At 64.9% G+C, this 20189-nt stretch carries 19 protein-coding genes; 8 read left to right on the top strand and 11 right to left on the bottom strand.

Annotation, left to right across the window (positions count from 1 at the left end; all coding sequences use genetic code 11):
- Positions 1-7 precede the first annotated feature (7 nt).
- From JX001_RS03370 to JX001_RS03380, 3 genes are all read left to right on the top strand, one after another.
- On the top strand, positions 8-1543 hold the full coding sequence (locus JX001_RS03370; RefSeq protein ID WP_205682299.1) for a toll/interleukin-1 receptor domain-containing protein: 1536 nt from the start codon (positions 8-10) through the stop codon (positions 1541-1543).
- Positions 1536-3056 (top strand): argonaute/piwi family protein, encoded by a 1521-nt coding sequence (locus tag JX001_RS03375; RefSeq protein ID WP_205682300.1) that lies wholly within the window; start codon positions 1536-1538, stop codon positions 3054-3056. Before JX001_RS03370 ends, JX001_RS03375 begins: the two co-directional genes overlap by 8 nt.
- Before the next feature lie 106 nt (positions 3057-3162).
- Positions 3163-3960, top strand: a complete 798-nt coding sequence (locus JX001_RS03380) for a hypothetical protein (protein WP_205682301.1) — start codon at positions 3163-3165, stop codon at positions 3958-3960.
- Positions 3961-4047: 87 nt separating this feature from the next.
- Here JX001_RS03380 and JX001_RS03385 read toward each other — a convergent pair whose 3' ends face one another.
- The 3 genes from JX001_RS03385 to JX001_RS03395 all read right to left on the bottom strand — a co-directional run bounded on the left by JX001_RS03385 (position 4048) and on the right by JX001_RS03395 (position 7885).
- A complete protein-coding gene (locus JX001_RS03385; RefSeq protein ID WP_205682302.1) occupies positions 4048-5319 on the bottom strand; it encodes a hypothetical protein in 1272 nt (423 codons plus the stop codon).
- 58 nt (positions 5320-5377) lie between these two features.
- Positions 5378-6220 (bottom strand): DUF5677 domain-containing protein, encoded by an 843-nt coding sequence (locus JX001_RS03390; protein ID WP_205682303.1) that lies wholly within the window; start codon positions 6218-6220, stop codon positions 5378-5380.
- A gap of 129 nt (positions 6221-6349) precedes the next feature.
- Positions 6350-7885, bottom strand: a complete 1536-nt coding sequence (locus JX001_RS03395) for a Fic family protein (RefSeq protein WP_205682304.1) — start codon at positions 7883-7885, stop codon at positions 6350-6352.
- A gap of 248 nt (positions 7886-8133) precedes the next feature.
- Here JX001_RS03395 and JX001_RS03400 point away from each other — a divergent pair, with 248 nt between their 5' ends.
- Positions 8134-8973: a restriction endonuclease gene (locus JX001_RS03400; RefSeq protein ID WP_205682305.1), complete on the top strand. Its 840-nt coding sequence runs from the start codon at positions 8134-8136 to the stop codon at positions 8971-8973.
- A 165-nt stretch (positions 8974-9138) separates the two neighbouring features.
- Here JX001_RS03400 and JX001_RS03405 read toward each other — a convergent pair whose 3' ends face one another.
- The gene (locus JX001_RS03405) at positions 9139-10428 is read right to left on the bottom strand and encodes a tyrosine-type recombinase/integrase (protein WP_205682306.1); all 1290 of its coding nucleotides are present in this window, start codon (positions 10426-10428) and stop codon (positions 9139-9141) included.
- 290 nt (positions 10429-10718) lie between these two features.
- Entirely contained in the window at positions 10719-11183 is a 465-nt protein-coding gene (locus JX001_RS03410) for a DUF3429 domain-containing protein (RefSeq protein WP_205682307.1), read from the bottom strand.
- Positions 11184-11341: 158 nt separating this feature from the next.
- On the opposite strand from JX001_RS03410, the gene JX001_RS03415 reads away from it, so the two are divergent.
- The 3 genes from JX001_RS03415 (at position 11342) to JX001_RS03425 (ending at position 14010) form a co-directional block, all read left to right on the top strand.
- Complete coding sequence (locus tag JX001_RS03415) at positions 11342-11704, top strand: DCC1-like thiol-disulfide oxidoreductase family protein (RefSeq protein WP_241004741.1); 363 nt, start codon at positions 11342-11344, stop codon at positions 11702-11704.
- Complete coding sequence (locus tag JX001_RS03420; RefSeq protein ID WP_205682309.1) at positions 11647-13185, top strand: cryptochrome/photolyase family protein; 1539 nt, start codon at positions 11647-11649, stop codon at positions 13183-13185. Before JX001_RS03415 ends, JX001_RS03420 begins: the two co-directional genes overlap by 58 nt.
- A gap of 66 nt (positions 13186-13251) precedes the next feature.
- A complete protein-coding gene (locus JX001_RS03425; protein WP_241004742.1) occupies positions 13252-14010 on the top strand; it encodes a M48 family metallopeptidase in 759 nt (252 codons plus the stop codon).
- Here JX001_RS03425 and JX001_RS03430 read toward each other — a convergent pair whose 3' ends face one another.
- From JX001_RS03430 to ccmA, 6 genes are read right to left on the bottom strand one after another with little or no spacing between them, the layout of a single operon-like run.
- Positions 14011-14274, bottom strand: a complete 264-nt coding sequence (locus JX001_RS03430; protein ID WP_205682311.1) for a hypothetical protein — start codon at positions 14272-14274, stop codon at positions 14011-14013. It abuts the gene before it with no gap.
- 45 nt (positions 14275-14319) lie between these two features.
- Positions 14320-14880, bottom strand: a complete 561-nt coding sequence (locus tag JX001_RS03435) for a DsbE family thiol:disulfide interchange protein (protein WP_205682312.1) — start codon at positions 14878-14880, stop codon at positions 14320-14322.
- On the bottom strand, positions 14877-15110 hold the full coding sequence (ccmD, locus tag JX001_RS03440; protein ID WP_205682313.1) for a heme exporter protein CcmD: 234 nt from the start codon (positions 15108-15110) through the stop codon (positions 14877-14879). The genes JX001_RS03435 and ccmD overlap by 4 nt, the downstream gene beginning before the upstream one ends.
- Positions 15111-15114: 4 nt before the next feature.
- The gene (locus JX001_RS03445) at positions 15115-15834 is read right to left on the bottom strand and encodes a heme ABC transporter permease (protein WP_205682314.1); all 720 of its coding nucleotides are present in this window, start codon (positions 15832-15834) and stop codon (positions 15115-15117) included.
- Positions 15835-15873: 39 nt separating this feature from the next.
- Positions 15874-16584, bottom strand: coding sequence for a heme exporter protein CcmB (ccmB, locus tag JX001_RS03450; RefSeq protein WP_205682315.1), 711 nt, complete (start codon positions 16582-16584; stop codon positions 15874-15876).
- On the bottom strand, positions 16581-17204 hold the full coding sequence (ccmA, locus tag JX001_RS03455; RefSeq protein WP_205682316.1) for a heme ABC exporter ATP-binding protein CcmA: 624 nt from the start codon (positions 17202-17204) through the stop codon (positions 16581-16583). The genes ccmB and ccmA overlap by 4 nt, the downstream gene beginning before the upstream one ends.
- A gap of 208 nt (positions 17205-17412) precedes the next feature.
- Here ccmA and acnA point away from each other — a divergent pair, with 208 nt between their 5' ends.
- Positions 17413-20139 (top strand): aconitate hydratase AcnA, encoded by a 2727-nt coding sequence (gene acnA, locus JX001_RS03460; RefSeq protein ID WP_205682317.1) that lies wholly within the window; start codon positions 17413-17415, stop codon positions 20137-20139.
- The last annotated feature ends 50 nt before the right edge of the window (positions 20140-20189 follow it).

Below are 20189 nucleotides of genomic sequence, written 5' to 3' on the forward strand. Positions count from 1 at the left end.
GATCGCGGTGGCGGCGCGGGCGGGGATCAACAGACAGCGCGGTGGAACGAAACAGGAAGACTCTCTGAAATCGCGCTATGGTTCCTGGGTGATTCCATCATCCGTGACCTCGCCAGCGTCTCAACCGCCAGCAGGACCAGGCCGTCGCCTCGTCTTCATCAGCCATGCCAACCCGGAGGAGAACGACTTCGTAAAATGGCTCGGTGTTCAACTCGCCAGCGCCGGCTATGAAGTCTGGTCGGATGTCACCAAGCTGATCGGCGGAGAGCTGTTCTGGGATGACATCGAAGACGCCATTCGCCATCACACGGCGAAATTCATCCTCGTCGTTTCCGCCGCAGCCCTGAACAAGGAGGGTGTGAAAGACGAAATCCACCTCGCCGTCACCGTGGAGCGCGGCGACAAGATCGCCAATTTCCTGTTGCCGGTCCGGGTCGACGATGTGCCCTTTTCGGACTTCAAAGCCAATATAGCCCGCAAGAACGTCATCGACTTCAAAACCGGGTGGGCGCCCGCCCTGGCAAGGGTCTTTCAGGTTCTGGAGCGGGACGGTGTCCCGAAGGGCTCGGTCGCCCCGGCGGATGTCGCAGCCTGGTGCCTCCGACAGTCCGACGCCGATCAGATGCCCCGGATTGAGCCCGAGCAGCTCTATTCGAACTGGCTCCCAATCGTCTCCCTGCCTCCTGAAGTGTCCCTCTTCTCGCTCGGCGTCGCCGAAACGGCGGTCCCGAGCGTCATGGCCGGGACCCGTCTGCCCTGGTTCAAATACTTCAGGCTGGTGGGGACATTCGGCACGGAGGTGGATCTGAAGCTGGCGCTGCCAGAACAGGTCATCGAGCGTCGCTACACCTTGCCTCTGGAAGACCTGTTGGCCGGGATGCCGGCGGCGATGCCCGGCGTCAAACGCGCGGACGCCCGGCGCATGGTCGTCAATCTCCTGCGGCAATCCTGGAACAACGCTATGGCGGCCAAGGGCTTGTCCGCATTCGAGATGGCCGACAACTCGGTCGCATGGTTCTTCACCAAGGACCTGATCGAGAAGGACACTGCGTATTTTGTCGATCACACCGGCAAACGCAGGCGCAAGGCTATGGTGGGCCGGAGCGAGAAACGGGGTGTCTATTGGCACCTCGGCTTCATCGCCAAGCCCGTCATGACGGGCACGCCCCATTTCGTCATGAAGGCGGCCATCATCTTCTCGCACGACGGCAAGACGCCGCTCGACAGCGTGGAGAAGATGCACAAGCTCCGGCGCGGCTTCTGCCGGAACTGGTGGAACGGGCAGTGGCGCGACCTGATGCTGGCCTACGTCGCGTGGATCGGTGACGAGGACGGCCGTCTGAAGCTGCCGATGGGGGATTTCGCGGAGGTCGTCGTGGATGCGCGGCCGGTGATGTTTGAATCGCCCGTCTCCTGCGCCGACCCTGCCGTGAAATCCCGGGCCGTGGTCCTGGACGATGAGGACGAAACGCCTCCCGAAGCGCCGGTGGAACCGGACGAGGCGCTCGAGATCGCGGACCTGGCGGAGCCCGCAGATGACTGATCTGATCCTGGGCCTGCAGATCCTGACGGAGCCGCTACTCCAGTTCGGACACGGCCAGATGCTGCCCGACCCAAAGGATGGTCTGTTCCTTTTCGGCCCCATGATCGACCAGGCCACACCCGCTGAAATGAGGGTCGGCGTCATCGGCACGGACGAAGGGATCGCACGCTACAAGACGTGGGTGTCCCAGATCACGGGATATATCCCGGCCGCCAAGGCGGAGCAGCACCACCTGGCCTATCCGGGCTTCGAGGCAGCCTTCAAGACCAAATGGCCCGCCAACCCCGTCGCGACCATCACGATTTCAGCGGCGGCCTTGTCGAGCACGGTCCGGATTCCGGACGGCCACGAGCGCGTGTACAAGACCGTCGATCTCTTCGACCAGGCCATCCGTAAATTCCTCCGTGAGGAGGATAGTGTTCCGGCGGTCTGGTTTGTCGTTATTCCGGACGACGTACACCGGTTCTGTCGGCCCAAGTCGATCGTCCCCTTGCCCGAACGGACCAGGACCAGCCAGCGGTTCTCCGCCCGAACGGCGCGGAACTTCGTACAGGCGCCGTCGATGTTCGCGGAGGACAACGCCGCCGCCGAACCCTACCGGTACGACGTCGATTTCCATAACCAGCTCAAGGCTCGGCTGCTCGATCAGAAGGTGGTTCTTCAGATCGTCCGGGAATCAACGATCGATCCGGAGGGCGTCAATGCGCTGGGCGGAAAGCCGCGACTGCTCCAGGATCCCGCCAACATCGCCTGGAATCTGTCGACGACCGCCTTCTTCAAGGCCGGGGGGCGTCCCTGGGCGTTGGCGGGTGTCAGAGAGGACGTCTGCTACATCGGTCTCGTCTTCAAGAAGACCGATACCGCCGGATCGCCAGGCAACGCCTGCTGCGGCGCCCAGATGTTTCTCGGATCCGGAGACGGCGTCGTATTCAAGGGCGCTGTGGGTCCCTGGTATTCGCTGACGACGTCCGAGTTCCACCTCGATGAGGCAAAGGCCAAGGAGATCGCCGGCCTGGTGGTCGAGGCCTACATCGCCAAGCACGGTCGGCCGCCCAAGGAACTTTTCATCCACGCCAAGCAGCATTTCAACGAGGCGGAATGGCGAGGCTTCTCCAGCGCCGTGGGACCTGACACACGGCTCGTCGGGGTGCGGATCCAGACGACGCGCGAGATCAAACTCTTCCGCCAGGGCCGTAGCCCTGTCCTGCGCGGAACGGCCCTGACCATCAGCCCGCGTAAGGGCTACCTGTGGACGGTCGGATTCGTGCCCGATCTCCAGACCTATCCGGGGCGCGAAGCGCCCAACCCGCTGTCCATCGAGGTGACCAAGGGTGACGCAGATCTGACCCAGGTCATGCAGGACGTCCTGGGTCTCACCAAGTTGAACTTCAATGCCTGCATCTACGGAGATGGCACGCCGGTGACCTTGAGGTTTGCAGACGACGTCGGCGAAATCCTGACCGCCGCGCCAATCGCCAACCTGCCGCCCTTGCCCTTCAAGCACTACATCTGAACGCCAAGGACAGGCGCGGCTCCGGCCTCACACCGAGTGCTTGAGCAAGGCCTTGACGAAACACCCACTTCGTGGAAGTTAAACTTCCAGAGAGTGAGAGTTTCGAATGGGCCGGCCGTCAAGATCGACACAGGATGTCCTGACCTCGCGCGAAGTCGCGCTGGCCGCAGACATCTCCCCTCGAAATTTCGCGCTGCTCCACGATCACGGGCTTGCTCCAAAGGCCCGCGACGGCGTTTCGGGTAAGGCGGGTCACCGGGTTTACGATGGCGCCGCACTCGCGCATGCCGCGCTGATTGGAGCGCTCCACCTCAGCGGTCTCGAGCTCCTGGTCGCCGGCCGGCTGGCCGCCGCGTTCGCGGACCAGTTCGACGCGAGCTACGGGAAACTGCCGTCGAACCTCGGGGCCTATATCCACGCGCCGCTCAATCCGCGATCCGGCTACAGGCCGTGGAACGATGAGCCGGGCGAAATGCCGATCGATATGGACCAGGACTACTGGCTCCATCAACGCCTCAGGAACCGGTCGGGCCTGTATCAGCCCGCGACGGCGCTGACCGGCGACTTCATCATCGACATCGCGGACCACAGTTTCGTCACCACGGAGAACAAGGGGCGCGAATCGATCAAGGTCTTCTCGCCCGTCTCGGGCGGACTGCCTGCGAGCCCCGACTTCCGCATCGTTGGTCGGGGCTCGACCGCGCGGGTGGTGGCTGTTCATGAGGAACTCAATAGTCTCGACGTCTTCAGCGATGCGCGGGCCGCCGACCAGTTACGCCGCCTTGAACGAGACTATCTTGACGGCCGCGACAATGCGGTGACGCGCCTGCGCATCAATCTCTCCCTGGCGATCCGCAACGCGTTCGATCGCCTCCAGGATCAGCGGGCTGGCGTCGCGGGGTGACCGCGTCAGACACCTGAATGCCTTTCGCTAACACCAACGGACCTTGCATCACGGCATTCGGCCGTCTGGGGGAGACCGGGAGCTTCTCTAAGAATCACCAGCTTGGCGCAGTTGCGTACGGGCGTCATGCAGGGCGTGACCCATGACCTGCCAGCGCGCCTTGGGGCCACGCAGGTGAATGCCGTCCTTGCCGAGGTCGAGCATGATCCCGATCGAGAGCAACATCTCCCTTCGCCCTGTTGTGGTTTCGAAGGTGAGCATCGTTTGTGCTCGAGCGCTGCTGGGGGTCGTGTCCTCGAACCGTTGGATACGAAAATCCGCCAGCTTAAGTCCGCGCGCGTCGCGACGGGCTTCGTAGGCGAGCTTTCCGGCGCTCTTGCCGACGAGGTTGATCGATCGGCTCCCCATCAGCATGAAGTTGCCGCTGCACCAGCCGACCAGGTAGTCGTGAAGCGCTTCCTCCGGCGAGCCGGGTTCCAGGCTATCGGGCAGGCCGGGGAGGTTTCGGGGCGCCCAGGCATCGAGCGCCCTTCTCTCCCCGTCTCGACGCGCCGCGCTGGTGACGGCCTCGTCGATGATATCGCCAAAAGACTGTGAGGCCTTCTGCTTCTGGACCGCGATCCGTTCAGGTTCTTCGGCCTTCTCCTGCGCCCAGTCGACCAGGGCCTGGAACAGGTGCCAGGCCTTGGCGCAGGCGATCCTGTTCCCGTAGCCGCTATCGCGACCATGCAGGATGCCGTGCCGGTAGGGGATCGAGATCGGATCCCCCGTCGTTCTGGTACGCGGCGCCCTGATGAGACCGATCAGGGCGGGCAGGCCGGTCGTGTGGCCGACGATGGAATCGAATGCGGTGAGATCGGCGTGCTCGGAAAAGACGCTGAAGCCGCCGACATCGTAGGCCAGTCCGTCCGAGGCCATGAGCACGAGAGGCGTGGCGGCGAGATAGCGGCCCTCAAGGAACAGCGCCTTGGCCTCTTCAAGCTGGGGCTTGCGCTCGTACACCTTGTGGAAGCGATGGGACCGCATGATCAGGAACCTCAGCGTGGGCTCGTCGAAGATGTCGGCCAACAACCGCTCCGCATCGTCCGCCTTGCCTGCGGTCTTCAGAGCGATCGCGGATTCCATCGCCTCGGTAGGCATGCTCCCGCAAGTGACCCAACCCAGGCCTGAGAAGGCGGTGTTGAAACGGTCGGGGAGGGTCAGGACGCCGGCCTTGTCGACGACGTCCGCCAGGGCCTTTGCGGCGTCGGCCAAAGGGCCGTCCGGCGGAACGATCCCAAGGCTCGCGATGAGACGCGCCGCCTCAGCCGCCTGCATCATCTCGGCCGCTGTCGGGTTGTCTGAGATCTTCTTGCCCATAACGGATCGTAGCAGCCGATTCGCTTCTACACCGTCGTTTCAGGAAGCCGAGCGGCCGTTAGCGGTCCTGAGACTTGGTCTCGGCGTCGGCGTTTCCGAGATCAGCGAGCCTTGTCCGAAACCCCGAAATGATGTCGCTCGCGTCGCTCGCCTTCACCAGCGCTGCAAAATACCGCGTCGTGCGCGCCATGGCGTCGATCGCGAAAAAGAGCGCCTTGGGAATCTCGGTTTCAAACGGCCCCAGTATCGGCCGCACGCCCTTGTCTCCCGTCTGTAGCTTCAGGGCGTCGAGACTATTGTGCGAGAGATGCCCGTAGAAGCCGCTTGCGAGACGATACTGAAGGTAGCCGGGGTCTCCGGGCAGGCTGGCCGCCAGCGCCTTCATGGAGATCGGCCGACGTTTGCCCAGCAGCGCGGCATGCGCGGCTTCTCGTTCCACCGATGCGGAATGCAGTTCCTCGTTTCCTGGGTAGGCCGCCCGGAGGAGCTGTTCCCGATCGACCGCGTGCTTGTGGTGATCGATATCCAGTTCCTCGAGCGCCTTCTCCGGATTGGTCGCCAGAAGACTGAGCCAGAACCCCGCTTCATGGATGGGGCGCACCGCTCCCACGGCCTCGATCGTCATGGCGCGCTCGGCAAGCATGATGCTCGCCGTGTAGGCGTTAAGTGCGCGACCGAAGATGCGGACTGCAGTCGGCGCCGCTGCATTTGCAGGCCCGCCTTCGCCGGCGTCCTGATGATCCTGGAATAGGCTGACAGCGTACCGGTTCAGCTCGCGCGAGAGCTTGAACCAGTCACGGTAGTTGTCGACGTAGATCTGCCTCCACGTCTCGATCTCTGGCGACAGCAGGCCCTCATCGGCCAGTGCCTCGCGAGGATCTGCATCTTTCCGCTCGATCATGATTGCAGCCTGTTCTTTCCAGCTTCGCGAACCGAACCCAAGGCCCCGGCGATCCGCACAGACAGCACGACCGCGATCCTGCGGCAGGCGCTTTTCGAGATGGCCGAGGACTGCCCAACGGCGCTGACACTATGGATCGGCGGCGGTAATCGCCGCGTGGCCCAGGTGAGCGGCCAGGAAGTCCGTGAACGGGCCGATGTCGCCAAAGGTGCTCGCGGCTTCCAGAGCGGCCATGTAGTCGGCCCTCGATTGTTTCGGAATGACCGTCCAGGGGTAGCCCCCAGCCGCCATCATCACATTCATCAGGAAGCGACCGGTCCGGCCATTACCGTCGAAATACGGGTGGATGTAGACATAGATGAAATGGCCCAGGACGATGCGCACTGCCGGGTCCGGCTCTTCCGTCAACAGGGTGAAGAATGCTGGCATGGCGTCACGCACCGCGTCAGCGTTCAGGGGGACGTGTCGAGAGCCCTTGAGATAGACGGGTCCGTTTCGATAACCGGCCAGATTCTCGGGCCGCAATAATCCCGCGACGATCTTCGGGGCGAACATTTCCCGGTACCAGCGTTGATGGTCCCTGTCCGCGACAGCCCCGGGATTGGCGCCGCCAACGACCTCGCGCACGCTTTCGCGGACCGCTTGGAACGCTTGCCAATACCCTCGGGCCGCCAGGGCATCCTCCATCCGGCGGTCGTCCGGATCGGCCTGCGGCGTCCACTGACCCGAGCGTACCCGTTCGATAAGTTCCGGGCTGACGGTGTAGCCCTCGATCGAAAGCGAGTGATAGGCGTCCGTCACATAGAGACCGTCGACCTCGGCGAGATACGCGTCGATGTCATTGACCTGCGAGGCCGGCTGCGGAAACCGTCCGATGACGGCTTCGCGCATCTGGGCCCACATCGTGCGAATACGATGCACATAGGGCGACCGGTCCCGTTGATAGGGGATGCGGGCGCGCTCCCGGAAAGGATCCGTCTCGCGGACCTCATAGCCGGCGGTTCGCATCGTCTCCAGAATGTCCTGCGCCTCGCGATCGCGGCCGATGTTGCGAAAGGCCCCGGCCAGGCGTCCGGCGACGACGCTGTGGCCTCCCGCCAGGAGTCGGGTCAGAAGTTCAGAGGCGTCGCCCAGAGTGGAAAGAACGGTGCGTGCTTCAAGGGGATTCTGCTCGAAGAAGACGGCTTGAGCGAGGATCAGGGCGGCCGCGGGTCGGTATATTCGGAGACCTTGCCATTCGACCATGTCGGCGGCGTCGGGGAGAACGGCCTTGGTCTCGAACAGGGACGTCCCGTGCAGGAAGGTGGTGGGTTGATTGTTCGCAGCAGGCGATCGCACCAGGAGTTGGGTCGGAGCCACGGTATCGCCGGCCTGGAGCCTGAGGGATTGCTCCGCGCTGAGGATCCAGTCCGAACCGAAGCGGCCCTCGAGATAGTCCCGGCAGAAACCCCAGAAGGCGGCGTACCAGCTCGTGGTGTCGCCCGGACGTTCGCCGGGATGGCTCGCGACGTACCAGCCCTTGATGACGGGTTGCAGGAACTGGTTCTTCAGCAGTACCTCCCGTGTCGATCGCGTCAGGTCTGCGGACGGAATAGCGACCTGACCGCGCTCCTGTAGCGTTCTCAGGGTTTCTAGGGCCGCGGCCAGCTTTTCGTTCGGCGTCATACAGGACTCTTTTCAGCCGCTTGGATCTCGTCCTGCGCTGTACGTGAGCGAGTTTATCGGGACGTACTTACGCTAGTTTATCGTGACGAACGTATCATAGTTTTTCGTGCCGTGCGTTATTTAGTATTTTGCGCCAATCGGATATCAATCTCGTATGGCGGTCGTTGTATGCATTACAAAAACCAACTCAACCTGCCGTCACATCCCAGGTACTTCGCATGACGACTCTGACAGGCCTCGAGACGAAGATGGCGCTCGAACTGTTCGAGTCCGGCGGGCACGTACTCGACTTCACCAACGCCACATACGCCGCGTTCTTCCGCTCGGAAGTCGGGATCGACATCTACGACGACGCTTATGCGATCTATGGAACATCGAAGGGGAAGCGCCTGAGAGCCTTCCTGGAAAAGGCCCAGCCTGAAGGCATACGGAAGATACTGGTGTCGCTGTGGGGCTATCGACAGATGACGTTGCGGATCAGCGGTGAGGCTGATCCGTTGATGGATTTTGGGACGGACCTGTCGGCCTTGATCGTGCGGCTCGGCGGTGAGCCGTTGACCCTGTCCCCAGTGCCGACACGCTCGGCATCGGAGGCAGAGGATGCCGTTGATCATGCCGCGCTGATGACGAGCCTCCGTGAGATAATGACTTTGGCCCCCCATCCCCGTGGCTTCGCTATCGAAAAATTCCTGAAAGGCATGTTCAACGCCTGGCGGCTCGATGCGCGCAAGGCGTTCAAGATCGTCGGTGAACAGATCGACGGCAGCTTTCAACTTGGCGACGCCACCGTGCTGCTCGAAGCCAAATGGCAGAACCACCCTGTCGAACTAATCAGTCTGCAAGGCTTTCAGGGCCGGTTGGAGGACCGACCCATATGGACGCGGGGCCTTTTCATCAGCTACGGCGGGTTTTCCGTCGAGGCGCTTCAGCGTTTCCAGACTAGGCGAGTCGTCCTGATGGACGGCCTCGACCTTCATGACCTTCTCGACAGGAAGCTTTCGCTGAAGGACGTGATCACCGCCAAGAGCCGCCGGGCGTCCGAGACGGGCCAGGGTTATGTCCCGGTTCGAGACCTGTTCCCAGGCTGAGCGGGCAGGTCGGCGATCTGCCTCAGCCCGAGTGATAACTGCCGAGGACCAGTTGGTTTGGTATTTAGCGTATTGGAACACCCTGGGTGCCCTAAAAGCACCCTCGATCAAACTGGCTCAGCTTCACTTTGGACTGATGTCGCAGTCAGGTGGTCGTCCCCGACATCAAATTTTGGGACTGAATCGCTCCCCGATCCGCTCCGCCAGCGCCCGAACCGGATCGTCGCTCAGATGGGCATACCGTTCCGTGGCGCGACTGTTGGCGTGTCCCAGCGCCTTGCCGATCATCGGGAGACTGGCCCCGTCTGCCAAGGCGAAGCTTGCGAAACTGTGGCGTAGGTCGTGGATGCGGACGCCCTCGAGTCCCGCCTTTGGCAGCACCTTGTCGCGCCAGATCTTCGGCTCCGACGTCGCATAGCCACTGTCGCCTTTCGATGCAGGGAAGACGAATTGGCTTCGATCGCGATTCCTGTGCAGGCGTTCGAGAATGCGAAACGCCACATCATTGAGTGAGATGCGGCGGTCGCCCGTACGGCCTCCAGCTTTCGTCCGACTGGGCGGCAGGACGAGGCGGCGGCGGTCGAAATCCACCTCCGTCCACCGCAGTCCGGCGATCTCGTTGCGCCTGGCTCCGGTGAGCAAGAGGAGCCGAAACACGGCGCCTTGCCGTTCGGAGAGGGTCTTTTCCGCCTCTAGAGCATCGAGCGCGGTGATCAGGGCCTGGGCCTGGGACTCAGAGAGAAAGCGCTCGACGGCAGGCCGTATCTCGCGCTTGACCTTGGCGCACGGATTTGGACCCGCGAAATGACCCTTGTCGATCGCCCAGTTGAAGGTCGCTCGCAGGGTAGAATAGGTCCGGTCGGCGATCCCGGCTCCACCCTTGACGATGGATCGACCCCGGCGGACCGTCCTGACGTCGCGGGCAGTCTTTCCGGCTGTGATCGACCGGATCATGCCGGTGATGTGGTCCCGCGTGACGGTCTCGAGCACCATCTTTCCCAGAAGGGGAACGACGTGGCGCTCGAGATTGGTGCGATCTACCGCCCAGGTCGCCTCGCGCTTGGTCGGCTTATCGTTCGGCCCCTTCTCGAGATAGAGCTCAACCATGCCTTTGACCGTGAGGCCAACGATCCTGCGGCGCGCTTCGCCGGGGTCGATGCCGCGGCGCGCATCGACAACGACGGACGCTGCCTCCCTGCGCGCACGTTCGGCAGTCAGTTTGTCCGGCCCATCACCGAACTCGCCAAGTGTCAGCCAGCGCTGGATGCCGCGAACTCGATATTTGATGGCGAAGATTCTGCGGACGGCCCGAGCGGCATGTCCCTGCTTGGTCTCGGTGCCGGGATAGATTCGAACACAGAACCCTGCGATCTCGCTATCCCAAATTCGACCTTCACCCGTCTCTGGAACGGGCGCGCTCTCAACCACGCGTTTGGTGAGTTTTTGCTTTGTCATGGCGATGGAAATCTACCCCGATTTCCGAGCCACCGCTACCACTCCGCTACCAACTCAAACGAAACCGGACGAAACCCTCCGTAACCGGACGAACAATAAAACCTATAACAATCAAACGCTAAACCGATTTCTGAAACTTCCTGAAAAGCCCGGAAATACGGTTTTAGGACCTTGCCAAGGTTGGGGTCGAGAGTTCGAATCTCTTCGCCCGCTCCAAGTCGAGACGACGAAAATCAGGGGCCTGTCGGTTGCGACAGGCCCCGATTTTTTGCCCGCTGCCTGAGAAGTTTTCAGATCAGTCCGGCGGCGAGCGTCAGCACGCCCAGACCGATCGACAGCGGCGCCCGCAGCGCCAGCCAGCCCTCGGGCGTCAGACCCGCCGCCTTCAGCTTCAGATCGACCAGAACGCTGGCGGCGATGAAGACGCCCAGCAAAATCAGAGACGCGGCCGGGTCGGAACCCGCCGCCCAAACGACGCTGGTCGCCAGCGCGAGAAGCGAGGGCGCCACAGACGCGATCCAGACCCATTTGGGCGCCTTCAGGCCCGTCGCGGCCGCCAGTCCCCACCACACGCCGCCCAGGAAGCTGAAGATCAGCGCGGCGTAGGCATAGGCCAGGCCGAGGGCGGCGGTCTGCTGGTCCGCGTCGCCTGCAAGAAGGACGACGACCGCCGCCGCCTGGGGCAGCAGGCCGGCGAAACCCAGAACGCGGGCGAGCGGCGGCAAGCGATGTCGGCCGGTGGGTTCAATCGTCATCGGACACCTGTCGAGGCGGGTTGCGATCCAGACTGTAGAGGACGCCCGTATAGGATGGCGAGCCCGTTCGCCGTCGCCGAGAGCCTTCGACCGTCATGACCCCCTTGCTTGTCTGGTACGATGGCGGCTGTCCCCTGTGCCGACGCGAGATCGCCCTGATGCGGCGGCTGGATCGGCGCGGCGCGATCCGATTCGTCGATGTGTCGGACGGTCAAGCAAGCTGCCCGCTGGATCGCGAGACTCTGCTGGCGCGATTTCACGCGACGGAAAACGGAAGGCTGCTGTCGGGCGCGGCGGCTTTTGCGGCGATGTGGCGGGCCATACCGCTGTTGCGCCCGCTGGGCCTGGCCGCACGCATCCCTTGGGTTCTTGCGGCGTTGGAGAGAGCGTACCGGGTGTTTCTGCGCCTGCGTCCCGACTTCAGTCTCTCGCTCGCAAATGGGCCCGGTGATGGGAATAACGCATGTCCGTGCTTAGGCTGGTGCTGGGCGATCAGCTGTCGGACGACCTGTCGGCGCTGAAGGATCTGAACCCGGACGTCGATACGGTTCTGATGGCCGAGGTTCGCGACGAGGCGACCTATGTTCGGCATCACCAGCAGAAGCTGGCCCTGGTCTTCGCCGCCATGCGCAATCATGCCGAGCGGCTGAAGGGGCGGGGCGTCAATGTGCGCTATGTGCGGATCGACGATGCGGACAACAGCGGCTCGATCACCGGCGAACTGGCCCGGGCGCTGGACGACGGCGCCCATGAGGCGGTGGTGATGACCGAATGCGGCGAATGGCGGCTGGCCGAGCATCTGGCCGCCTTTGCGGAAGGGGCGGGGCTGCCGGTCGAGATTCGCGAGGATCGCCGCTTCATCAGCAGCCACGACCGTTTCCGTCGCTGGGCCTCGGGCAAGTCGCAGCTGCGCATGGAGTTCTTCTATCGCGAGATGCGCCGCGAGACCGGCATCCTGATGGACGGCGATCAGCCGGAGGGCGGGCGCTGGAACTATGACGCCGAGAACCGCAAGAAGCTGGCCAAGGGCGTGACCCCGCCCGATCGCCTGCTCATCCCGCCCAACGCCGTGGCGCGCGAGGCGATGGGGGATGTGGAGCGGCTGTTCGGCGACCATTTCGGATCGCTGGACGGGTTCGGCTGGGCCACGACGGCGGAGGAGGCGGAAGCTTCGCTGAAGCACTTCCTGAAGGATGTCCTGCCCTCATTCGGGGACTGGCAGGATGCGATGGCGGAGGGTCAGCCGTGGATGTGGCACGGGCTGATCTCGACCTCCATCAACCTGGGCCTGCTGGACCCGCTGGATGTCTGCAAGCGCGCCGAGGCGGTCTATCGGGCGGGCAAGGCGCCGCTGAATGCGGTCGAAGGCTTCATCCGGCAAATTCTGGGATGGCGCGAGTTCGTGCGCGGCATCTACTGGTTGAAGGCGCCGGAGTATCGGGCGCGCAACTTCCTGGATGCGGACCGCAAGCTGCCCTGGTTCTACTGGTCCGGCGAGACCGACATGGCCTGTGTCGCCGACGTGGTGAAGACCACGCGCGACAACGCTTACGCTCACCATATCCAGCGGCTGATGGTGACCGGCAATCTGGCCTTGCTGCTGGGCGTACACCCCGATCAGGTCGATGACTGGTACATGTGCGTCTATGCCGACGCCTATGAATGGGTGGAGATGCCCAATACGCGGGGCATGGCCCTGTTTGCCGACGGGGGCATCGTGGGGTCCAAACCCTATGCGGCCTCGGGGGCCTACATCGACCGGATGAGCGACTATTGCGGGGCGTGTCGCTATGACGTGAAGAGCAAGAGCGGCGACGCGGCCTGCCCGTTCAACCGCCTGTACTGGGGCTTTCTGGAGCGCAATCGCGGCCGGCTGCGGGACAATGTGCGGCTGGCCATGCCCTACCGCACGCTGGAGAAGTTCGGAGAGGCCAAGCGCAAAGCCCTGGCGGCCGAGGCGGAGGCCTGCCGCACCCTTCTTGGGGCAGCGCCTATGGAGTGACTGTGGAACCTTGGCCGACCATCTGGATTTGATGGCCAATCTGTTTCACCATTCATGAGGTCCGCCGTGAGTCTTCGCCACCGTTCCGCCCTTCTTCTCGCCGCCGCCGCCGCTGCGGCCTCCACGCTGTCCGCCTGCGCCTACAACGAGGCCCTGGGTCGCAATCAGCTGTTGCTGGTTGACAACGCCGCCCTGTCCCAGCAGTCCGCAGCCGCCTGGCGCGAGGCGGTGGCGAAGCCCGGCGTCAAGACGACCGGCGCACAGGTGGACCGCATTCGCCGCGTCGGCGATCGGCTGGTGCAGGCGGCGGGCCTGGGTAATCGAACATGGGATTATGCGGTCTTCCCCGCGACCAGCCCCAACGCCTTCGTCCTGCCGTCGGGGCAGATCGGCGTGACCGACAGCCTGTTGGCCCTGGTCCAGAATGACGATCAGCTGGCCTCGGTGATCGGTCACGAAATCGCGCACGTCGTCGCCAACCACGCCGCCGAGCGCGCGTCGAGCAAGGCGGCGGCCGGTCTGGGCTTGGCGGCCGTCGGCGGCGCGGCCGGGCGCTATGGGGACGCGGTCAACGCCTACGGCGGTCTGGCGGCCCAGTACGGGCTGCTGCTGCCCTATTCGCGTCGTGACGAGCTGGAGGCCGACCGTCTGGGCGTCGATTATATGGCGCGCGCCGGCTTCAAGCCGTCGGAGGCCGTGGCGCTATGGCGACTGATGGCGTCGCAACGTCAGGGCAACATCCCGCAGTTCGCCTCGACACACCCTTCCGATGCGGCGCGGATCGAAGCGCTGCAGCAGTACATCGCCAGCCGCGGCTGGAACTGATCAGACCCGGATGTCGAGGTAGGAGCCGGGCCGCAGGATACGCGGCTCCTCCCTCTGTGGCGGAGCCGCCGGCGCCTCGACGGGGCGGGCCGGGTTGGCGGTGCGGATCGTGGACATGACGGCGGCGGCCGGGACCGGCGGCTTCGGCGCCGCCGTCTGATCCATGGCTGCGCGGAAGAAGGCGGCCTGAGCGCTGCGGGCGCTCGGCAGATCAAGGCCCTGGGCGGGCGTGTTCAGCGGCAGGCCGGGACGAATCGCGCTCATACCGACATGGTTAACGGAAACCCTCGAAAAAGGGTTAACGCGGCCTCACCGCTTGGTCGGTGCGGGACGAGGCGGGGCCTGCATGGAGGCGACCAGTCGGTCGATGTCGGCGTCGTCCAGCAGGGGGCCGGACTGTTTGGCGGTGATGCGGCCCATGGCGTCGACGGCGAAGGTCTCGGGCACGCCGGAGATGCCGAGGTCGAGGCCCGCACGACCTTCGCGGTCCACCAGCACCATGGAATAGGGATCGCCCAGTTCGTCGAGGAAGGCGCGAGTGGCGACCGGTTCATCCTTGTAGGCGATGCCGACCACGGCGATGCCGCGCGCCTTCAGCGCCAGCAGCTTGGGGTGTTCGATCCGGCACGGCGCGCACCAGGAGGCGAACACATTGACCAGCATGGGCCGACCGACGCCGGCGGTCTTCAGGTCCAGATTGCCCGGTCCGGCCTGGTCGCCCGACAGCAGGGGCAGCACGGTCTCGGGGATCGTCTGGCCGACCAGGGCGTCGGGCTTGAACGCCGGGTCGCGCTTCAGCGACCAGCCGACGAACAGGGCCGCCAGAGCCGCGAGGACCGCCAGCGGGATCAGGGCCAGCCAGCGGTTCACGGGTGAAGCCCTGTTTCTTTTGGCCCTATCGCGCTTCGCGCTGCTTGAGGGCGGTTGGTGTCCGCTGCTTCTGGGTGTGCGCCTTGGTCTGCCTCAAGTCGGGCCAGTTCGCGCTTCCATTTGCGGGAGGCAACGACGGCGCGGACGGTCAGGACGATCAGCACCAGGGCGCTGACGCCCCAGGCGGGCCAGACGAAGGCGGCATAGGGGGTCATATCGAGGTCGAGCATGGCTTCAGGCCTCCTGAGCCAGACGGGCGCGCAGGGTCATGACGCGGCGGCGGCGTATTTCGGTGCGGATGGCTGTCAGCCACAGGGCCGCAAACAGCATCCCGTAGGCCGCCATCATGGTCAGGAAGGGCGGCAGATAGACGGGGTCCAGCCCCGACGATCCGGGCGTCAGGAAACTGGCGGGCTGGTGCAGGGTGTTCCACCAGTCGACCGAGAATTTCACGATCGGCAGGTTGATCAGGCCGACCAGACCCAGGACGGCGGCGGCGCGCCCGGCTTTCTGCTCGTCGTCGATCGAGGCTCTCAGCGCCATATAGCCAAGGTAGAAGAGAAACAGCACCAGCACGCTGGTTAGGCGCGCGTCCCACACCCACCAGGTCCCCCACATCGGCTGGCCCCACAGCGAGCCGGTGAACAGGGCCAGGGCCGTGAAGGCCGCGCCCGGCAGGGCGGCGGCGCGGGCGGCGGCGTCGGCCAGGGCGTGGCGGAAGACCAGCGCAAAGAAACTGGACACGCCCAGCGCCGCATAGGCGCCCAGGCCCAAGGTGGCGGCGGGGACATGGACAAACATGATCCGCACCGTGTCGCCCTGCTGATAATCGGCCGGAACGGTGAAGCTGAGCCAGGCGCCGACGCCCAGCAGCACGGCGGCGAGCCCCCACAAAACGGGAGTCAATGGGCCGGTGAAGGCCATGAAGCGCTGCGGATTGGACAGGCCGAACATCGGTTCAGCGCTTACGCAACGAATGGACGGCGGGCAAGCTCACCCTTGCGCGTTGCGAACGGCGGCGGCCCCGGCGAAGGGCGCGACGACGGCGGCGAACAGGACGTAGGCGCAGAGCAGGGCCAGCGCCGGGCCGACCGGCTGGCCCGATCCGGCGCGCTCCAAGGCGCCGGCGCCGAAGACGACGGGGGGAATAAAGAGCGGCAGGACGACGACAGCGATCAGCAGCCCGCCACGCTTTGCGCCCAGCGCAAGGGCGGCGCCCAGCGCCCCGGTGAAGGCGAAGCCTGCGCCGCCGATCAGGGCGGTCAGTGCGACCAGCGGCGTCAGCGACGCGGGCAGGTCAAGCGCCAGGGCGGCGACGGGAGCGGTCAGGGCGAGCGGCAGACCGATGGCGATCCACTGGGCCAGGGCCTTGATCAGGACGACCTGCTCCAGCGCCAGATGGCCGAGGGTGAGCAGATCCAGGGCCCCGTCCTCCATGTCGCGCTCGAACAGCCGCTCCAGCGAAAGCAGGGACGCCAAGGCGAGCGCCAACCACGCGACGCCGCCGGCGACCGGGCCGAGCGTGCGCGGATCGCCGCCGGCCGCCAGCGGCAGTATGGCGGTCAGACAGACGAAGAAGCCGCAGGCCAGCAAGGGGCCGCCGCCCCCGCCCCAGGCCAGATCCAGCTCGCGCTCCAGCAGAACGCGCGTCGCGCCGCGCAGGCCGGGCGGACGCGGTTCCTGATCGACATCGCGGCGGCTCATTTCAGCGCCCCCAGATCGAGAGAGCGGGTCGGCAGCGGCAGGGGGTCGTGGACGGCGGCGACGATCAGGCCGTCGGCGTCCAGATGACGCTGCATCTGCTCGGCGAAGGCTTCGCGCCAACGCGTGTCCAGCGGCGCCATCGGTTCGTCCAGCAGCCACAGGGCGCGCGGCGATCCGACCAGCCGGCCCATAGCCAGGCGACGACGCTGGCCGGCGGACAAACGCCGGACCTCCAGGTCCAGCAGGGGCTTCAGGCCGAAGGCCTCGACGGCGTGGTCGACGCCGTACTGGGTGTGGCCCAACCAGTCGCACTGAAACCCCAGTTCCTCGCGCGCGGTGCGGCCGCCCTTCAGCCCGTCCAGATGGCCGAGAAAATGGGTTTCACGTCCACACGCCTGCCGCTCATCCAGCCGATTGCCGTCGCCATCCTGGAAGGCGACCGTGCCGGCGTCGGGGCGCAACAGGCCCGCGATGGCGCGCAGCAGGCTGGTCTTGCCCGCCCCGTTTGCGCCCGTCAGGGCCAGCACCTCGCCGGCGCGCAAGGTCAGGTCGAGGCCGTCGAACAGTCGCCGCTCGCCGCGTGAGACGGTCAGGCCGGAGAGGGTGAGGGTGTGGATCATTGCGTTTCACCGGACGCGCCAAATCTGCGAACCCTTCTCAATGTCCACGTCAGGGGTGTGGACACATGGACGGTGCGGCGCGGCGGGGCTATAGGCACGGTCGCCGCAGCAGGCTTTCGCCGCGCGCGCAGGGGCCCTGTGAGCCGCTGCGTCTGCCGCGCGAAGGCGCAACCGGATTGTCGGGCGGCGCTGACCAGAGGAACTCTCCATGCCGTCGATCGACAGCTTCAAGACCCGCCAGGACCTTTCCGTCGGGCGTAAGAAATACGCCTATTACAGCCTTCCCGCCGCCGAGGAAGCCGGTCTGACCGGGATTTCCCGCCTGCCGCGCTCGATGAAGGTGCTGCTGGAGAACCTGCTGCGCAACGAGGATGGCGTTTCCGTCACCGAAGACGACCTGAAGGCTGTCGCCGCCTGGGTTGAGAACAAGGGCTCGGTCGAGCACGAGATCGCCTTCCGTCCGGCCCGCGTGCTGATGCAGGACTTCACCGGCGTTCCCGCCGTGGTCGATCTGGCCGCGATGCGCGACGCCATGAGCGCCCTGGGCGCCGACGCCGCCAAGATCAACCCGCTTGTGCCGGTCGATCTGGTCATCGACCACTCGGTGATGGTCGACAACTTCGGCACATCGAAAGCCTTCGGCCAGAACGTCGAGCGCGAATACGAGCGCAACATCGAGCGCTACAACTTCCTGCGCTGGGGTTCGTCGGCCTTCAACAACTTCCGCGTCGTGCCGCCCGGCACCGGCATCTGCCACCAGGTGAACCTGGAGAACCTGGCCCAGACCGTCTGGACCCTGGACGAAGGCAAGAAGACCGTCGCCTATCCCGACACCGTCGTCGGCACCGACAGCCACACCACCATGATCAACGGCCTGGCCGTCCTGGGCTGGGGCGTGGGCGGCATCGAGGCCGAGGCGGCCATGCTGGGCCAGCCGATTCCGATGCTGATCCCCGAGGTCATCGGCTTCAAGCTGACGGGTTCGATGCCCGAAGGCACGACGGCGACCGACCTGGTGCTGACCGTCACCCAGATGCTGCGCAAGAAGGGCGTGGTCGGCAAGTTCGTCGAGTTCTTCGGCGACGCCCTGCCGAACATGACCATCGAAGACCAGGCGACCATCGCCAACATGGCTCCGGAATACGGCGCCACCTGCGGCTTCTTCCCCGTCTCGGCCGCCACCATCGGCTATCTGACCGCCACGGGCCGCGACAAGGCGCGTGTCGCCCTGGTCGAAGCCTACGCCAAGGCGCAAGGCCTGTGGATCGACGAAACCTCGGAAGACCCGGTCTTCACCGACGTGCTGGAACTGGATATCTCGACCGTCGTGCCGTCGCTGGCGGGTCCGAAGCGTCCGCAGGACCGCGTCGAACTGACCACCGCCGCCCCGGCCTTCGAGACCGCCCTGACCGACGTCTTCGCCCGTCCGTCCGACGCCGAGCGCGTCTCGGTCGATGGCCAGAAGTTCACCGTCGGCGACGGCGACGTGGTCATCGCGGCCATCACCTCCTGCACCAACACCTCCAACCCGTCGGTCCTGATCGCCGCCGGTCTGGTGGCGCGCAAGGCCAATGCGCTGGGCCTGAAGGCCAAGCCCTGGGTCAAGACCTCGCTGGCCCCCGGCTCGCAGGTCGTGACCGACTATCTGACCGACGCCGGCCTGCAAAAGGACCTGGACGCCCTGGGCTTCAACCTGGTCGGCTATGGCTGCACCACCTGCATCGGCAACTCTGGTCCGCTGGATCCGGCCATCTCCAAGGCGATCAACGACAACGCCCTGGTCGCCACCTCGGTCCTGTCGGGCAACCGCAACTTCGAAGGCCGCGTGAACCCCGACGTCCAGGCCAACTATCTGGCCTCGCCGCCGCTGGTCGTGGCCTACGCCATCGCCGGCTCGATGCGGATCGACATCACCAAGGATCCGATTGGTCAGGACAAGAAGGGCAACGACGTCTTCCTGAAGGACGTCTGGCCGACCACGCAGGAAATCGCCGACATCCAGCGCAAGTCCGTCACCCCGGCCATGTTCGCCAAACGCTACAAGGACGTGTTCAAGGGCGACAAGCACTGGCAGGCAATCAAGGTCACCGGCGGTCAGACCTATGAGTGGGACGACAGCTCGACCTACGTCGCCAACCCGCCCTATTTCGACGGCCTGTCGATGGACCTGACCCCGGTTCAGGACGTGGTCGAGGCTCGCGTTCTGGCCATCTTCGGCGACTCGATCACCACCGACCACATCAGCCCGGCCGGTTCGATCAAGAAGACCTCGCCCGCCGGCGTCTATCTGACCAACCACGGCGTCGAGGCGGCCGAGTTCAACAGCTACGGTGCGCGTCGCGGCAACCACGAAGTCATGATGCGCGGCACCTTCGCCAACATCCGCATCAAGAACCGCATCACGCCCGAGATCGAAGGCGGCGTGACCAAGCACTTCCCGTCGGGCGACACCATGTCGATCTATGACGCGGCCATGCGGTATCAGTCGGAAGGCCGCCCGCTGGTCGTCTTCGCCGGAAAGGAATACGGCACCGGCTCGTCGCGCGACTGGGCGGCCAAGGGCACGCGTCTGCTGGGCGTTCGCGCGGTCATCGCCGAAAGCTTCGAGCGCATCCACCGCTCCAACCTAGTCGGGATGGGCGTCGTGCCGCTGCAGTTCAAGCAGGACGGCTGGCTGAAGCTGGGCCTGACGGGCGAGGAGATCGTCACGATCCGCGGCCTGTCGGACGCCAACATCGGCAAGCTGAAGCCGCGTCAGGACCTGTGGGTCGAGCTGTTCCGCCCGTCGGACGGCAAGATGGCCCGCTTCCCGGTCCGCTGCCGCATCGATAACCAGACCGAGCTGGACTATCTGCTGGCCGGCGGCGTCATGCCCTATGTGCTGCGCAACCTGGCGCGCGGTCCGGAAACCGAAGCGCCGATCGCCGCCGAATAGGTCGCGGTCCGTCCAGACAAGAAAGAGGGCCGGCGGAGCGATCCGCCGGC

The sequence above is a fragment of the Brevundimonas fontaquae genome (genome assembly GCF_017086445.1).
Classification (GTDB): domain Bacteria; phylum Pseudomonadota; class Alphaproteobacteria; order Caulobacterales; family Caulobacteraceae; genus Brevundimonas; species Brevundimonas fontaquae.

Excerpts from the sequence above, each read along its gene's own strand:
- JX001_RS03390 (WP_205682303.1), bottom strand. The coding sequence starts at position 6,220 with ATGATCGAGCGGAAAGATGCAGATCCTCGCGAGGCACTGGCCGATGAG.
- JX001_RS03420 (WP_205682309.1), top strand. The coding sequence starts at position 11,647 with ATGTCCGTGCTTAGGCTGGTGCTGGGCGATCAGCTGTCGGACGACCTG.
- acnA (WP_205682317.1), top strand. The coding sequence starts at position 17,413 with ATGCCGTCGATCGACAGCTTCAAGACCCGCCAGGACCTTTCCGTCGGG.
- JX001_RS03400 (WP_205682305.1), top strand. The coding sequence starts at position 8,134 with ATGGCGCTCGAACTGTTCGAGTCCGGCGGGCACGTACTCGACTTCACC.
- ccmD (WP_205682313.1), bottom strand. The coding sequence starts at position 15,110 with ATGCTCGACCTCGATATGACCCCCTATGCCGCCTTCGTCTGGCCCGCC.
- JX001_RS03380 (WP_205682301.1), top strand. The coding sequence starts at position 3,163 with ATGGGCCGGCCGTCAAGATCGACACAGGATGTCCTGACCTCGCGCGAA.
- ccmB (WP_205682315.1), bottom strand. The coding sequence starts at position 16,584 with ATGAGCCGCCGCGATGTCGATCAGGAACCGCGTCCGCCCGGCCTGCGC.
- JX001_RS03385 (WP_205682302.1), bottom strand. The coding sequence starts at position 5,319 with ATGGGCAAGAAGATCTCAGACAACCCGACAGCGGCCGAGATGATGCAG.
- JX001_RS03395 (WP_205682304.1), bottom strand. The coding sequence starts at position 7,885 with ATGACGCCGAACGAAAAGCTGGCCGCGGCCCTAGAAACCCTGAGAACG.
- JX001_RS03445 (WP_205682314.1), bottom strand. The coding sequence starts at position 15,834 with ATGTTCGGCCTGTCCAATCCGCAGCGCTTCATGGCCTTCACCGGCCCA.
- JX001_RS03410 (WP_205682307.1), bottom strand. The coding sequence starts at position 11,183 with ATGACGATTGAACCCACCGGCCGACATCGCTTGCCGCCGCTCGCCCGC.
- JX001_RS03405 (WP_205682306.1), bottom strand. The coding sequence starts at position 10,428 with ATGACAAAGCAAAAACTCACCAAACGCGTGGTTGAGAGCGCGCCCGTT.
- ccmA (WP_205682316.1), bottom strand. The coding sequence starts at position 17,204 with ATGATCCACACCCTCACCCTCTCCGGCCTGACCGTCTCACGCGGCGAG.
- JX001_RS03415 (WP_241004741.1), top strand. The coding sequence starts at position 11,342 with ATGCGGCGGCTGGATCGGCGCGGCGCGATCCGATTCGTCGATGTGTCG.
- JX001_RS03430 (WP_205682311.1), bottom strand. The coding sequence starts at position 14,274 with ATGAGCGCGATTCGTCCCGGCCTGCCGCTGAACACGCCCGCCCAGGGC.
- JX001_RS03375 (WP_205682300.1), top strand. The coding sequence starts at position 1,536 with ATGACTGATCTGATCCTGGGCCTGCAGATCCTGACGGAGCCGCTACTC.